Source organism: uncultured Amnibacterium sp., assembly GCF_964245895.1.
Taxonomy (GTDB): Bacteria; Actinomycetota; Actinomycetes; order Actinomycetales; family Microbacteriaceae; genus Amnibacterium.
On sequence record NZ_CAXTOQ010000085.1, the window covers coordinates 1 to 14,176 of the forward strand.

Annotated in this window: 16 protein-coding genes and 3 tRNA genes; 10 read left to right on the forward strand and 9 right to left on the reverse strand. The window is 73.0% G+C overall.

Annotated features, from left to right (window positions below):
- The 3 genes from ACFE60_RS11990 to tilS all read right to left on the reverse strand — a co-directional run.
- Window positions 1–889: ATP-dependent metallopeptidase FtsH/Yme1/Tma family protein (locus ACFE60_RS11990; protein ID WP_375389092.1), on the reverse strand; the 889-nt coding region annotated here is incomplete at its 3' end.
- 126 nt (window positions 890–1,015) lie between these two features.
- Window positions 1,016–1,579, reverse strand: a complete 564-nt coding sequence (hpt, locus tag ACFE60_RS11995; protein WP_375389093.1) for a hypoxanthine phosphoribosyltransferase — start codon at window positions 1,577–1,579, stop codon at window positions 1,016–1,018.
- Window positions 1,580–1,595: 16 nt separating this feature from the next.
- A complete protein-coding gene (tilS, locus tag ACFE60_RS12000) occupies window positions 1,596–2,576 on the reverse strand; it encodes a tRNA lysidine(34) synthetase TilS (RefSeq protein ID WP_375389094.1) in 981 nt (326 codons plus the stop codon).
- A 42-nt stretch (window positions 2,577–2,618) separates the two neighbouring features.
- Here tilS and ACFE60_RS12005 point away from each other — a divergent pair, with 42 nt between their 5' ends.
- Window positions 2,619–3,119, forward strand: a complete 501-nt coding sequence (locus tag ACFE60_RS12005) for an inorganic diphosphatase (protein ID WP_375389106.1) — start codon at window positions 2,619–2,621, stop codon at window positions 3,117–3,119.
- A 147-nt stretch (window positions 3,120–3,266) separates the two neighbouring features.
- Here ACFE60_RS12005 and ACFE60_RS12010 read toward each other — a convergent pair whose 3' ends face one another.
- Both ACFE60_RS12010 and ACFE60_RS12015 read right to left on the reverse strand, forming a co-directional pair.
- Entirely contained in the window at window positions 3,267–4,682 is a 1,416-nt protein-coding gene (locus ACFE60_RS12010; RefSeq protein ID WP_375389095.1) for a C40 family peptidase, read from the reverse strand.
- Window positions 4,675–5,874, reverse strand: coding sequence for a M23 family metallopeptidase (locus ACFE60_RS12015; RefSeq protein WP_375389096.1), 1,200 nt, complete (start codon window positions 5,872–5,874; stop codon window positions 4,675–4,677). The genes ACFE60_RS12010 and ACFE60_RS12015 overlap by 8 nt, the downstream gene beginning before the upstream one ends.
- 267 nt (window positions 5,875–6,141) lie before the next feature.
- Here ACFE60_RS12015 and ACFE60_RS12020 point away from each other — a divergent pair.
- The 3 genes from ACFE60_RS12020 (at window position 6,142) to ACFE60_RS12030 (ending at window position 6,450) form a co-directional block, all read left to right on the forward strand.
- Window positions 6,142–6,214, forward strand: a tRNA-Glu gene (locus ACFE60_RS12020).
- Window positions 6,215–6,273: 59 nt separating this feature from the next.
- A tRNA-Asp gene (locus ACFE60_RS12025) sits at window positions 6,274–6,347 on the forward strand.
- A gap of 27 nt (window positions 6,348–6,374) precedes the next feature.
- Window positions 6,375–6,450 (forward strand) — tRNA-Phe (locus ACFE60_RS12030).
- A 118-nt stretch (window positions 6,451–6,568) separates the two neighbouring features.
- Here ACFE60_RS12030 and ACFE60_RS12035 read toward each other — a convergent pair.
- A complete protein-coding gene (locus ACFE60_RS12035) occupies window positions 6,569–7,177 on the reverse strand; it encodes a TetR/AcrR family transcriptional regulator (protein ID WP_375389097.1) in 609 nt (202 codons plus the stop codon).
- Window positions 7,178–7,298: 121 nt separating this feature from the next.
- On the opposite strand from ACFE60_RS12035, the gene ACFE60_RS12040 reads away from it, so the two are divergent.
- Window positions 7,299–8,342 carry a Gfo/Idh/MocA family protein gene (locus tag ACFE60_RS12040; protein ID WP_375389098.1) on the forward strand — a complete coding sequence of 348 codons (1,044 nt, stop codon included), beginning with the start codon at window positions 7,299–7,301 and terminating at the stop codon, window positions 8,340–8,342.
- Window positions 8,339–9,139: a hypothetical protein gene (locus ACFE60_RS12045; RefSeq protein ID WP_375389099.1), complete on the forward strand. Its 801-nt coding sequence runs from the start codon at window positions 8,339–8,341 to the stop codon at window positions 9,137–9,139. Before ACFE60_RS12040 ends, ACFE60_RS12045 begins: the two co-directional genes overlap by 4 nt.
- A gap of 111 nt (window positions 9,140–9,250) precedes the next feature.
- On the opposite strand, the gene ACFE60_RS12050 is transcribed toward ACFE60_RS12045, so the two are convergent.
- Window positions 9,251–10,588 (reverse strand): hypothetical protein, encoded by a 1,338-nt coding sequence (locus ACFE60_RS12050; protein ID WP_375389100.1) that lies wholly within the window; start codon window positions 10,586–10,588, stop codon window positions 9,251–9,253.
- Between the two features lie 291 nt (window positions 10,589–10,879).
- Window positions 10,880–11,563 (reverse strand): sugar transferase, encoded by a 684-nt coding sequence (locus ACFE60_RS12055; protein ID WP_375389101.1) that lies wholly within the window; start codon window positions 11,561–11,563, stop codon window positions 10,880–10,882.
- Between the two features lie 225 nt (window positions 11,564–11,788).
- On the opposite strand from ACFE60_RS12055, the gene ACFE60_RS12060 reads away from it, so the two are divergent.
- The 4 genes from ACFE60_RS12060 (at window position 11,789) to ACFE60_RS12075 (ending at window position 14,080) form a co-directional block, all read left to right on the forward strand.
- Window positions 11,789–12,529: a phosphotransferase family protein gene (locus tag ACFE60_RS12060; RefSeq protein ID WP_375389102.1), complete on the forward strand. Its 741-nt coding sequence runs from the start codon at window positions 11,789–11,791 to the stop codon at window positions 12,527–12,529.
- Window positions 12,530–12,560: 31 nt separating this feature from the next.
- A complete protein-coding gene (locus ACFE60_RS12065) occupies window positions 12,561–12,914 on the forward strand; it encodes an ArsR/SmtB family transcription factor (RefSeq protein WP_375389103.1) in 354 nt (117 codons plus the stop codon).
- Window positions 12,911–13,591, forward strand: a complete 681-nt coding sequence (locus ACFE60_RS12070) for a cation transporter (protein WP_375389104.1) — start codon at window positions 12,911–12,913, stop codon at window positions 13,589–13,591. Before ACFE60_RS12065 ends, ACFE60_RS12070 begins: the two co-directional genes overlap by 4 nt.
- 126 nt (window positions 13,592–13,717) lie before the next feature.
- Complete coding sequence (locus ACFE60_RS12075; RefSeq protein WP_375389105.1) at window positions 13,718–14,080, forward strand: PRC-barrel domain-containing protein; 363 nt, start codon at window positions 13,718–13,720, stop codon at window positions 14,078–14,080.
- 21 nt (window positions 14,081–14,101) lie between these two features.
- On the opposite strand, the gene ACFE60_RS12080 is transcribed toward ACFE60_RS12075, so the two are convergent.
- A complete protein-coding gene (locus ACFE60_RS12080) occupies window positions 14,102–14,173 on the reverse strand; it encodes a DUF3253 domain-containing protein (protein WP_375389107.1) in 72 nt (23 codons plus the stop codon).
- Window positions 14,174–14,176 lie beyond the last annotated feature (3 nt).

Below are 14,176 nucleotides of genomic sequence, written 5' to 3' on the forward strand. Positions count from 1 at the left end.
CCATCTCGACCAGCAGCTGGTTCAGCGTCTGCTCGCGCTCGTCGTGCCCGCCGCCGAGGCCGGCGCCGCGGTGGCGGCCGACCGCGTCGATCTCGTCCACGAAGATGATGGCCGGCGCGTTCTGCTTCGCCTGGTCGAACAGGTCGCGCACGCGGGATGCGCCGACGCCGACGAACATCTCGACGAAGTCCGAGCCGGAGATCGAGTAGAACGGCACCCCCGCCTCACCCGCGACGGCGCGGGCGAGCAGCGTCTTGCCGGTCCCGGGAGGGCCGTACAGCAGCACGCCCTTCGGGATGCGGGCGCCGACGGCCTGGAACTTCGCGGGCTCCTTGAGGAAGTCCTTGATCTCGCTGAGCTCCTCGATGGCCTCGTCGGAGCCGGCGACGTCGCCGAAGGTGACCTTCGGCGTCTCCTTGGTGACCAGCTTCGCGCGGGACTTGCCGAACTGCATGACGCGGTTGCCGCCGCCCTGCATGGAGGACATCAGGAACCAGAAGATGACGCCGATGATGAGGAACGGCAGCAGGATCGAGCCGATCGACAGCAGCCAGTTCGGCTGCGGCACCTCGTCGGTGTAGGTCGTGCCGTTGGCCAGGGCCGCGGCGTCCACCTTCTGGACGATGTCCTCGCCGCGGGCGGTCACGAAGTTGAACTGGACCTGCGTCCCGTTCGCGGCGTCCGCCTCCTTGAGCACGAGGTCGACGCGGTTGTCCGTGTCGACGATCTTCGCGGTCTTGACGTCGCCGTCGGAGAGGTACTTCAGGCCCTGCTCGGTCGTCACCGAACGGAATCCGGTGCCGGTCAGCAGGCTGGAGCCCACCCACACGACCACGATCGCGATGACGATGTAGACCAGGGGACCGCGGAAGATGCGCTTGAGGTCCATAGTCCGCATAGGGTAACGCCCCGTTCTCGCCCGGCAGGCCGGTGTTCGCCGGAGGGGGACAGGCTGCTCCGGCTCATCGCCGCCGCACAGCGGGCGGCAAGGTTCCGCGTGGGCGCGGCCGGCCGGTCAGGCGTAGACGTGCGGCGCGAGCACCGCGACGTCGCGGAGGTTGCGGTACTGCTCCGCGTAGTCGAGCCCGTAGCCGATGACGAACGCGTTCGGGATGTCGAACCCGCAGTACCGCACGTCCACCCGGATGCGGACCGCCTCCGGCTTGCGCAGCAGGGTGCACACCTCGACGCTGGCGGGGCCGCGGGACCGCAGGTTCTCGACGAGCCACGACAGGGTGAGACCCGAGTCGAGGATGTCCTCGACGATCAGCACGCGCCGGCCCGCCAGCTCGGTGTCCAGGTCCTTCAGGATGCGCACGACGCCGGAGGACCGCGTGCTCGACCCGTACGAGCTGACCGCCATCCAGTCCATCTGGATCGGGATCCGCAGCTCGCGCGCGAGGTCGGCCATCACCATGACGGCGCCCTTCAGCACCCCGACGAGCAGCAGGGGCGTGCCGTCGGACGCCTCCGCGTCGGCCGCCTCGATCTCGCGGCACAGCTCGGCGATGCGCTCGCGGATGCGCGCCTCGGGCAGCAGCACCTCGTCGATGTCGCCGCGGATGTCGTCGGAGTCCACCGGCTCCCCCTCGTTCTCAGGCGCCGGTGAACCGCAGCCGGCCCTGCGCGCGGACCACCCTAACGCCGGGCAGATCGACGCCCTCCTGCCCGTGCCAGTGGAAGACGAGGCGCGCGACGGCCAGCGTCTGGGACCGCGTGAGCGTGCGTCCGAACTCGTCCTCGACCGCCAGCCGGATCAGCCGGTGGACGATCGCGGGCGGGTTCGCGGCGAGCGCGTCGACCGGCAGCGCGATGCCGCCGTCGGCCAGCTCCGCCAGGTCGGGAGCGAGCTCCGCCACGATCGCGTCGAGCGCCGCCGCGTCCTCCTGCACCTGGGCGGCGGTGCGCGCGAGCGCCTCCGCGACGCCGGGACCGATTGCGTCCTCGAGCGCCGGGAGGGCCCGGTCGCGCAGCCGGACACGGGGATGGAGCGACGATCCGTTCATCGGGTCGTGCCAGGGGTCGAGCCCCTGGTCGCCGCACGCGTCGATCGTCGTCCGGCGGCGCAGGCCCAGGAACGGCCGCAGGTACGGGGGCGCGTCTCGTCGCATGCCGGCGATGGCATCCGGCCCCGACCCCCTGCTGAGGCCGAGCAGCACCGTCTCCGCCTGGTCGTCGAGCGTGTGCGCCAGCAGCACCCGCGCGGCGCCGGTCTCCCCCAGGGCGGCCTCGAAGGCGCCGTACCGCGCCCGCCGGGCCGCGGCTTCCGGACCGCCCCGGCCGCCGACGACGACCCGGCGGAGGAGCACCGGCGCGAGCCCCAGCGCGGCCGCGGCCGCCGCCGCCCGGTCGGCGACCTGCGCGGAGCCCTCCTGGATGCCGTGGTCGACCACGACCGCGCCCATCGGCACCTCTGCCCGGCGCGCCTCGAACGCGGCGGCCGCGGCGAGCGCGAGGGAGTCGGGGCCGCCGGACAGCCCCACGAGGCCGCCGGCCTCGCCGATCGTCGGGAGCACGGCCCTGACCGCGATGCGGGTCAGGGCGACGGCCGGCTTCAGGCGTGGCCGATCGGGCATTCGCTAACGTTATGGCCGCTTTCACCGATGGAGAGGACGCCCGTGGCCGCGTACGACGTGATCATCGAGATCCCCAAGGGGAGCCGCAACAAGTACGAGGTCGACCACGTGACCGGCCGGGTCTACCTGGACCGCGTGCTCTTCACGTCGTTCGTCTACCCGACCGACTACGGCTTCTTCGAGAACACCCTCGGCCTCGACGGCGACCCGGTGGACGCGCTCGTGCTGCTCGAGTACCCGACGTTCCCCGGGGTCGGCGTGAAGGTGCGCCCCGTGGGCGTGCTGAACATGAGCGACGAGGCCGGCTCGGACGCCAAGGTCGTCGTGGTCCCGCACAAGGACCCGCGCTGGTCGCACATCCAGGACATCTCGGACGTGCCCGAGCAGGCGAAGGCCGAGATCGAGCACTTCTTCCGCCGCTACAAGGACCTCGAGCCGGGCAAGTTCGTGGACGTCGAGGGCTGGGGCGACGCGGCCGAGGCCGAGCGGATCGTGCAGGACGGCTTCACCCGCCTGCAGCAGCAGGGCCCCGACCACTCCTGACGCCGCGGCTCCGGACCCCTCTCGCGGATCCGGACTCGTCTCGCGGATCCGGACTCCTCTCGCGGATCCGGGTCAACGCGACGACACGCCGCTTCCGGGCCCTCCGGAGCGGCGTGTCGCGCAATCCATCCGGATCCGCGAACCGCGTCAGGAGGCGGTGGGCCGCGCGACCAGCGCCACCCGGTCGGCCGAGCGCACCGGCACCTCCCGCACGGGCACGCCCGCGTAGGGCGCCTCGATCATCATCCCGCCGCCCGAGTAGAGGGCGACGTGGTACATGTCGCCGCCGCCGTCCGAGAAGAAGACGAGGTCGCCGACCCGCACCTGCGCGTACGGGACCAGCCTCCCCTGCGACCGCGCCAGGTCGTACTGCGCCGTCGCCGAGTGCCCGCCGATCCCGATCCCCACCGAGGTGTACGCCTGCATCGTGAGCCCCGAGCAGTCCCAGCTGCTGGGGCCGGCGCCCGCGAACCGGTACGGGTCGCCGATCTGGTCCCGCGCGAAGGCCACCGCGCTGGCGGCCTGAGCGGAGTTCGGCTCGCCCACGGGCGGAGGCGGAGCGGCGACGGGCGCGGTCGGCTCGACCGGCTCGGGCGACGAGGACCTCGACGGGGAGGAGGACGGGCTCGGTTCCGGAGTCGCCGACGCCGACGCCGACGCAAGCGGGGTGGAGGCGGGAGTCGTGGAGGCGGGAGCCGATCCGGTGCCGCCGGACGGTCCGCTCGTCCCCGCCGATGCGCCGGTGCCGCCGGCGGGGGTCGCCGGGGCCGCCCCGCCCGCAGCGCCGGCCGGCGGTGCGTCCTCCCGCTCCGCCCGCGCGCCCGCGGCGTACTGGGCCGCCAGCCGCGTGGACGTGCCGCGCAGCGCGGCGAGCTGCGCGACCAGCCGGTCGGCGTCCGCACGCTGGCCCTCCACCTCGGCCGCGGCCGCGTCGGACGCGGACTCGGCCGCCGCGAGCGCGTCGCGCGCCTCCGCCACCCGCTGCGTGAGCGCGGTCGCCGCCGCGTCCGCCTGCGCGCCGAGCGCCCGGGCGTCGTTCTCGTCCGCGAGCGCCTGCCGGGTGATCGCCTGCGACTGCGCCGACAGCTGCGACACGGTCGCGAGCCGGTGGAGGAAGTCGGTCGCGCCGGGGGCGTCGAGCAGCAGCTGCAGGTCGCCGCCGCCCGACCGCGCGAGCGAGGCGGCGAGCAGGCCGGCGCGCATCCGGGAGGTGCGCGCGGTCGAGGACGCCGCGTCGGCCTGCGCGGCGAGCGCCGTATGCCGAGCGCGGGCCGCCTCCTCGGCCTGCTGGGCGCGCAGGAACCGCTCGGAGGCGATGGACGCCGTGCGGCCCGCGGCGTCGGCCCGGTCCTGCAGATCGCCGATCAGCCCCGTGATCCGCGTCGACTCCGCCTCGGCGGCGGCCTTGTCCGCCTTCGCCCGCTGCACCTCCGCCCAGCTGGGGTAGCCGGGGTCGTCGGCCAGCGCAGGCGGCGCCACGAGCGTCGCGCCGAGGGCGCCGATCGCGACCGCGCCGACGACACCGAGCGCGCCGTCCCGACGGCGCCTGGGCCCGTCAGCCACCGAGGGTGATCCCCCGAGCGGCCATGAACGGCTGCGCGTCCACAGCCACCTCGTTCAGCCGCACCTCGAAGTGGAGGTGCGGACCGGTCGCCGCACCGGTCTGGCCGACGGAGGCGATGTTCTGGCCGGCCGCGACCTGCTGCCCGACCTTGACGAAGATGCCGCCCGGGCGGATGTGGGCGTACCCGGTCTGCACGCCGTCGCCGTCGTTGATCTCGATCCAGTAGCCGTACGTGCCGAACCAGCCGGCGTACGTCACGGTGCCGGCGTGCGCAGCGTAGATGGGGGTGCCGTACGCGACGCCGACGTCCGTGCCGCGGTGGAACGCGTTCGCCCCGGCCGGCTGGTCGGGGCGTGGGCCGTAGACGCCGGTGATCGGGCCGGCCAGGGTGGGGTTCGCCCAGCCGCCGGAGTTCGCGCCGACGCCGCCTCCGGCGCTCTGCGCCGCCTGCCGGGCGCGGACGCCCTGCTGGTACTTCCGCGCGGTCGCCGTGGAGTCCGCCTGCAGGGCATCGAGCTGGGCCTGCAGCTCGACCTGCAGCTTCTGCTCCTTCTGCACCTGCGCGTTGGCCGCCTCGCTCGCGGCGACGGCCGCCTTGAAGGCGACCTCGGCCTTCACCTTCAGGTCGTTCAGCTGCTCCTTGACCTGCTGCATCTGCGCCTGCGTCGCCGCGGCGGCGTTCTTCGCCGCGGCCGCCTCCTCGGCGATCGCCCCGTTCGACTCGGTCAGCTTCGACAGCCGCCCGAGCCGGGACAGGAAGTCGTCGGCGTTCCCGTCCGTGCCGGACAGCAGCAGGGTCGTCTCGACGTCGGCGCCGCCGGTGCGGCTCAGCTGCGCGGCCAGCTGGCCCGCCCGCTGCTTCGCGTCGGCGGCGCGCTTGTCGTCCGCCTCCACCTGCTTCTCGATGACGCGGAGGTGCTCGTTCGCGGTGTCGACCCGCGCCTGCGCGGCCTGGTACTCGGTGCCCCGCTGCTCGGCGACCTTCTGGGCCGCGTCGGCCGCCGCCTGCGACCTCGCGAGGAGCGCCTTGATCTTGGCGATCTCCTTCGCCTTCTCCGTCACGTCGCCGCGGGCGTCGAGCACGTCCTGCCAGCTGGGGTACTCATCGGCCTGCGCGGACAGCGGCACGGCGACGAGCCCGACGACGCCCGCCGCGCCCAGCGCGAGCAGGGCTCGTCGCGTGGGCCCCACGGCGCCGGTTCCGGCGCGCTGCGGAGCAGCGTGACGGCCGTGCGCCGAGGGAGAGGAGCGGTCGTCGTGGCGGGAGCGCTGGGTCACGGGCCGACGCACCTCCCGAGGGCAGCGAGCACGCCGCGGGGACCCGAACCCCGCGACCGGACCGCCACGGTAACCCGGTGCCCGCGATTCCCCGGGCACCGCGCGCCGCGCGCCGCGTTTCGACATCCTCCGGCGATCGCGTATGCTTCCTCGTCGGTGAGCCCGGCAACGGGGGAATCCGGCCCCATCGTTTAGCGGCCTAGGACGTCGCCCTTTCACGGCGGTAGCACGGGTTCGAATCCCGTTGGGGTCACGACTCCAACGGGCGGATGACCACTGTGTTCCTCGGACCCCGTCCGGTGGAGCATGCAAGGCCCTGTAGCGCAGCTGGTTAGCGTGCCGCCCTGTCACGGCGGAGGTCGCGGGTTCAAGTCCCGTCAGGGTCGCGAAGGTGCGGCGAGAGCCGCACCCTCGGCTCTGTAGCTCAGTTGGTAGAGCGTTCGACTGAAAATCGAAAGGTCACCGGATCGACGCCGGTCGGAGCCACCACTCGATCCCCGCGTGACTGCGGTGTCTCCGCGCCCGTCCTGACCGCCGACGCGTCGCTGCGATCACCCGTGGCCGCAGTGCTCATCGACCGCCTCGCATCAGTCGGGCGCTGACGACGTCATGACCGCTGCTTCCAGCGCGACACGGCGTCGTCCGTGTACCGGCGGACCGTTCCCACCAGGTCCATGGTCGGGTCGAGGAGCCACTGGATCTCCAGCCCGTCGAGCACCGCGCAGAACGCGCTCGCCTCGTACTCGAGTGCGGCCGCGTCCAGGTGCGGCAGGTCACCTCGGCTGATCGCGGTCTCGAGGTTGGCTCGCATGAAGTCGAGGGTGCGGCGGTGCCGGCCGACGAGGAACCGATGGGCCGGGTGCGACGGATCGGTTGCCTCGGTGACGAAGGTCAGGTACAGCTCGAGGAGGCCGCGGTTCTCGATGTGGAACCGCATCAGGTCGTCCAGCGCCAGGAAGTACTCGAGGCCTTGCGGGACCAGGTCGAAGTTCGGCTGGTTGCGATCCCAGTGCATGAGCACCTCGGTCAGCAGCTCCTGCTTGCTGAAGTAGCGCAGGACGGCCGCCGTCGTCACCCCGACCTCGTCCGCGATCTGCTTCATCGTGCTCGCGCCGTAGCCGTGCGTCGCGAAGACCCGGATGGCGGCGTCGACGATCTCCCGCTTGCGCCGCACCCCCGCGTTGTAGGGACCTCGACCCGCGCTGTCCGTCGCCATGGCACCTCTCCGCGCACCACGCCGCCCTCCGTCCCGGAGGGCCTTGCGTCCTGCTGCACCGGACGTTACAGTCGCCAATCGTAAAGAGATATTTACAGTTGGTCGATGAGACGAGGTGGTCTTGGGCGCGACGCCGTTCGGTGTGGGTCTGATCGCAGCCGGCCCGGTCGCGCAGGCGATCCACCTGCCGACGCTCGCCCGGATGCCGGATCGGTTCTCCGTGGTGCACGTCGCCGACATCGATCCGGCGATCGCTCGGGAGGTGGCCGGCCACGTGGGGGCTCGGTGCTCCGCGAGCGCCGAGGAGCTGATCGCGGACCCCTTCGTCGAGGTGGTGGTCGTCGGCAGTCCCGACCGGTTCCACGCCGAGCAGGTCATCGCGGCCTGCGAGGCGGGCAAGAGCGCCGTCCTCTGCGAGAAGCCGCTCGCGATCAGCGTCGAGGACGCGTTCGCGATCGCCGAGGCATCGACGAGGACGGGCGTCCCGGTCGTGGTCGGCACGATGCACGCGTTCGATGCCGCCTGGGTCGAGGCGCTGCGCGAATGGGAGACCCTGGGCTCGTCGGCGCACGCGATCAGGGTGTCCGCAGCGCTGCCTCCCAACGCCTGGTCGGAGGACTTCGCCACGCAGATCTTCGGGCGTCCCGCACCACGTCAGGCGGCAGCGGACACGATGGAGGCCGACGTCGCGACGGCCCGAGGCGGCGTGCTGGGACTCGCCATCCACGACCTGCCGCTCGTGCGCCGCCTCCTCCCAGCCGGGCCCGTGGAGGTCCACTCCGTGGATCTGCTCGCTCCCTGGGGGATCGAGCTCGTCGCGTCGGTCGGCGACTGCATGCTCGAGCTGCACGGTGCGGTCGGCAGCACGTGGAGGCCGGACTGGACGTTGGAGGCGATCGGCGAGGACTCGGTCCTGCGGACCCGCTTCCCCCTCTCCTACGTGCACGCCGGATCGAGCACGTCGACCCTCACGCGTGCCGATCAGACCGTCGTGCTCGGTCCGTACGCCGACGGCGGGTACGTCGACGAGTGGGAGCACGTCTTCGCCGTCCTGACCGGCGAGGCGGCCGCGCCGGACATGGAGGCGCTGCTCGCGGATGCCGACCTCGCCCTCGACCTCGCCCGGCAGGCGGAAGCCCTGGTCCGAGAGCGGCGATCGGCGTGACCGAGCGGATCCCCCTGTCGATCGATCGGCAGGCGTCGCGAGCGGTTCGCGACGTCGTGCTCGCGACGGCGGCCTCGCTGCCGATGTCCTTCCTGGCGGTGAGCGGGCGCGGCGAGGCGGTCGCGGTCGACGGCCGGGGAGACTGGAGCGAGCGAGCGCGTGTCGCAGTGGACGAGGGCGCCCGCGGCGTGCTGGTCGTCGCCCCCGGCGTGGCCGGCGCCGGATCCGCAGCGCGGCTGGCCGACGCGGGGGTGCCGATCGTGCTCGACGCGCCCTGGCGGCATGCGGTCCTGCTCACGCGCATGGCGCCGGACTTCCGCGCGACGCGGTCGCATCGGACCATGCTGGAGGCTCGCACGACCGTCGCGCTGCCGTCGGAGCTCGCCGATGCGGTCGCCGACCTCGCCTTCTCCGCCCGGGCGCTGCTCGGGTCGACCCTCTCGAGCAGGCGGACGCCGATCGTCTCGGAGCGGCAGGTGATCACCGTCTGGACGCCCTCCCCGGGGTTCCTGGTGCGCCTCAGCGCCACCGTGAGCCCCGAGCCGCCCGGCCGCGCGTGGTTCAGGCTCATCGGGGAGCGCCAGACCGTGACGCTGGAGCTGCCATCGCCCGGGTCCGGGGACAGCGGCATCGGCGAGCTCATCACCGCCGACGGGACGACGTCCGCGCCCTCCGTGTTCGAGAGCTCGCATCGAGCCGCGCTGGTCCGCCTCGAGCGCGCCATGTCGGGCGACGTCGTGTCGACCGACGTCATCGACTACCTCAGCGCGACGGCCGACGACGCCGCGATCGACTGAGCCGCGCGCCGTCGAACGGCGTCCTCCGCCTAGGAGCGCGGCGTCGACCCTGACCAGCGCGGCTCGATCGGCGGGAGTGCCGGAGGAGTCGAGCTCCGGCGGTGGACCGGCTCAGACGAGTGCCGGGAGCGCGTCCCGCTCGGCGCTCAGGAATTCCTCCACCATGTAGACCGCCCGGCTGTACGAGTCGATGGTCGGGTCGATCAGGATCGCCTGCAGCAGCTTCTCCTTGGAGTGCTCGAGGAAGGCCTCGACGCAGAGCCTCTGGATGCTCGCCTGGGTGCGCAGCATCGCCGTGATCGGTTCCGGCAGCGGGTCGAACGCGACCGGCTGCAGCCGCCCGCTCGCGACGTGCACCGGGAGCTCGAGGACGGTCCCGCTCGGCAGGCCCGGGATCGCTCCGTCGTTCGGCAGGTTCACCGCCGGCAGGTCATGACCGATGGACGTCTCGAGGGACTCGAGGATGGGGACCGCGAGCTCGCTGGAGGGGCGCGAGAGGTCCTCGGCGCCGTCGATGAAGGCATCGGCAGCGGGGAGGGTCCGCGCGGTGAGGTCGGTCCGGTCGATGCTGTACTGCCACTGCGGTCGCGGCGCGGCCGGGGAGCCGATGGGGCCGTCGGCCGGGTCGTGGAAGAACTGCAGCTCGGTGGCGACGAACTCATGCGCCCACGAGAGGTACTCGCCGATGTGGTTGGAGCTGGGCGAGGGCCACAACCCGAACCGGCGGAGCATGATCCGGGGCAGCGCGATCGCGTGCCAGTCGTACGTCCACGGCAGCTGCGCCTCCTTCTCGCGCAGCTGCGGGTAGAGGTCCTCTCCGGTGGCGCGGTCCTCGATCCGGGTGACGAAGGTGAAGTGGTTCAGACCCGCCGCGACGAAGCGGATCTCGGCGACGGGTCGCTGCAGGATCGAGGCGATCGCGCGCCGCCCCTCCACGTAGCCCCCGCACAGGCCGACCGCGCGCACGCCCGTGGCGCGGGTGATCAGCTCGACCAGCTTGCTCTCCGGGTTGGAGAAGTTCAGCAGCAGAGCGTTCGGGGCCAGCGCCTCGACGCGCCTGGCGATGTGCAGAACGGCCGGCATCTGCCGCAGGGCGTGGAAGGTCCCTCCCGGTCCGCCGTTCTCCCCGAACACCGGCCGGAACCCGTACTTGCGGGGGATCACGAAGTCCTTCGCCCAGTGCTCGTACCGCTGGCGCTCCACCGCCACCACGACGTAGCCCGCCCCGCGCACGGCCGAGTCGAGATCGTCCGTCGCGGTGACCGTCACGCTGCGGTGCAGCTCGGCCGCCCTCGTTCGGGCGAACTCGAGGACCGGCGGCAGCGACGAGGAGCTCGTGTCCATCAGCGACAGGTCGAGCCCGCCCGTCAGGGCATCGCTCAGCAGGAGATCGTTGATGATCCGGCGAGCGAAGTGCCGGCTGCCCGCCCCGACCAGTGCGACCTTCATGCGCAGCACGTCCTGGTCAGCGCTCGGGCCCGGATCGCCTCACGAGGGGTGCTGCTCGGGTGGAGCAGCTGGCTACGGCATGGACGCACGAGGACCTCCGCCATCCGCCGGGCGCCCCCGGACGGATACGAGACTCGAGGCCGGGGTGCGTCCCCCCGACGGCAGCACTCTGCCGCTCCCCCGCGCCGAACGCAACCGCGCGCTCGCCGGCCCTCCCCGACGCCGTTCCCGCCGGCTCGCCCCGGGCGACCGACCTCCTCCGCGGGGCAGGGCTCGGGTTGCCGGAGGGGGTCAGTACGCGCCGGAGGAGCTGACGACGGCCTTACCGGTGCGCCACAGGATCTGCAGGTCGAGCGCCATCGACCGGTTCTCGACGTAGTGGAGGTCGAGGCGGATCCCGTCCGCCCAGGCGAGGTCCGAGCGGCCGCTGACCTGCCACAGGCCGGAGAGGCCCGGCGCCGCGGCCAGGCGGCGCAGCTCGTGGCGGTCGTACTCGGCGACCTCGGCGGGCAGCGCCGGGCGCGGGCCGACCAGGCTCATGTCGCCGCGCAGGACGTTCACGAGCTGGGGCAGCTCGTCGAGGGAGTAGCGGCGCAGCACGTGACCGATCCGGGTGATGCGGGGGTCGTCGGCCATCTTGAACAGGCCCTTGCCGTGGCCCGCGACGAGGTCCGCGCGGCGCGCGTCGGCGTCGGCGCTCATCGATCGGAACTTGAGGATGGAGAACGGCACGCCGTCGCGGCCGATGCGCTGCTGGCGGTAGAGGACCCCGCCCGCGCTGTCCATGGCGATGAGGACCGCGATGACGACGAGCACGGGGGCGAGGACGACCAGCGCGGCCAGCGCGGCGAGGACGTCGAAGCAGCGCTTCGCGGCCAGGCCGGCGTCCGCCTGCTGCGCGGTCTCGACGGGGATCGGCGGGAGGCCGGCGAGACGGGGGGTGCTCCGGGCGGGAGCGAGGAGGGTGGTGGTCATGATCCTTGGGGGGCTTCGGGTAGGGATCGGATCCGCGTCGCGCTGGGGAGGCGACGGGCCCTGCACCAGGGGTGATGGTGCCGGCGGATGGGGGACCGCCTGGAAGGAAACGTAGGGACAGAACGATCTGTCTGTCCTCTCCCACTTCGGGGGCCGCGAGGGCCCTCGACCAGGGGTTCGGCGGGCACCCGTCACGAACCGTCCGCCTCCGGGCAGGATGCGGGGATGGACGAGGTCCGGGTCGTCGTCGCGCACAGCGAGCGCGCGACCCTCCGCGTGGGCGACACCTTCCTGAAGATCGACGCGGATCCGGACCGCATCGACCGCGAGGCCCGGGTGATGCGGCTGGCGCCGATCCCGACGGCGCGGATCCTGTGGCAGCAGCCGAACGTGCTCGCACTGGCCGCGCTGCCCGGCGTCGCGCTCGGCCGGCTCGGCGAGCCCTCCGCCGCCTCGCCGGTCGCCTGGGCGGCCGCGGGCGCCGCGGTCCGGCGACTGCACGACTCCGCTCCCCCGCCCTGGCGGGGTCGAGGCCCGGATGACGGCGCCGCCCGCGAGCTGGAGCGGGAGTGCGCGTGGCTCGTCGACGAGCACGTCGTGCCCCCGGACGTCGTCGAGCGCAACCGCCGGATCGCGCTCGCCGTGTTCCGGCCCTTCACCCCGGTGTTCGCGCACGGCGACCTGCAGCCGAGCCACGTCTTCGTCGACGGCGACGAGGTGATCGGCGTGCTCGACTGGTCCGAGGGCGGTCGCGGCGACCCGCTCTTCGACCTCGCGATCCTGACGCTCGGGCACGAGGAGCGGCTCGATCAGGTCGTCGCGGGCTACGGGAAGGACGTCGATCTCGACGTCGTCCGTGCCTGGTGGTCGCTGCGGAGCCTCACGGTGATCCGCTGGTTGATCGAGCACGGGTTCGACCCCGCCGGGCCGGGGGGCGAGATCGACGTGCTGCGCTCGCGGATGTGAGCACGGATGCCGTTCCCGGTATGGTCAGTGTGTGCTGACCATTGCGCCACGCGTGGACGTGCTGAACCGGCTGGGGCGGGCGATGGCGGATCCGACGCGGTCGAGGATCCTGCTGCGCCTGCTGGAGGGGCCCAGGCGACCCGGGCAGCTGGCCGCCGAGCTCGGGCTGACCCGGCCCAACGTGTCGAACCACCTCGCCTGCCTCCGCGGCTGCGGCATCGTCGCCGCCGTGCCGGAGGGGCGCGCGACCCGGTACGAGATCGCGGACGGGCACCTCACGCGCGCCCTGCTCGCGCTGGTGGAGGTGGTGCTCGCGGTCGACGACGGCGTCCCCTGCTCCGACCCGACGTGCGACGTGCCGCTCTGCTGCGGGCAGGGCGCGTGAGCGCGACCGGCCCGGCGACGCTCGCACCGACCCGCCGGCAGGTCCTCCGGCGGCGGATCCGGCTGATCGTGGCCGTCACGATCACCTACAACGTGATCGAGGCGGTCGTCGCGATCACCGCGGGATCCGTCGCGTCCTCCGCCGCGCTCGTCGCCTTCGGGCTCGACTCGGTGGTGGAGGTGCTCTCCGCGGCGGCGATCGCGTGGCAGTTCTCCGCCGCCGATCCGGAACGGCGGGAGCGGGCCGCGCTGCGCGTCATCGCGCTCTCCTTCTTCGGTCTCGCCGCCTACGTGCTGGTCGACGTCGCGCTCGCGCTCGCCGGCGTGCGGCAGCCCGACCACAGCCCGATCGGCATCGCGCTCGCCGCGGTGAGCCTGCTGGTGATGCCGGCCCTGAGCCTGCTCGAGCGCCGGACCGGCACGGAGCTCGGCTCGGCGTCGGCGGTGGCGGACAGCACGCAGACGCTGATCTGCTCGTACCTCTCCGCGGCGCTGCTCGCGGGTCTGCTGCTGAACCAGCTGCTGGGCTGGACGTGGGCGGACTCGGTCGCGGCGCTCGTCGTCGTCGGCTTCGCGGTCAAGGAGGGCGTGGAGGCGTGGCGCGGCGACGCGTGCGCGGTGCCCGTGTCCGTCCTCACGGGCGAGCGCGAGCACGAGGACGACCACCACCGCGGCTGACAGCGGCGGCATCGGTACCTCCCGCCACGGGCTCGCACGGCACGGCTCGGCTCGCTCAGGACACGATGCGACGATGTCTGGTCCGTGCACGGGTACCGAGCTCGCGCCGGCATCGGAGGAGGACCCATGGCCGACTTCCCGGCTGAGAACATCCGCGACTGGCGAGACCTCGACGTGGTCGACAGCGCCGGCGACAAGGTCGGCTCGCTCGAATCCGTCTACTTCGACACCGCGACCGACTCGGCGAGCTTCGCCGCCGTGCAGATCGGCATCCCCGGCCGACGCCGCCTCGTCTTCGCCCCGCTGATCGGCGCCGTCGTCGCCCCGAAGTACCTCAAGGTGCAGTTCGAGAAGAAGGCCATCAAGGACGCGCCGTCGATCGACACCGACGGCGAGCTGACGAGCGAGGCGGAGCCCGCCCTGTTCGCGCACTACGGCCTGCCCTACGCGCTCGGCGCGAACGGCGAGCGGCGGCTCGGCCGCCGCTGACCTCCGGCTGCCGCCCGGCCCTCAGCGCGGCCGGCGGATCCGGATCGGGCCCTTCGCCGTCGACGGGTCGACGACGCTGCCGCCCTGGGTGATCTG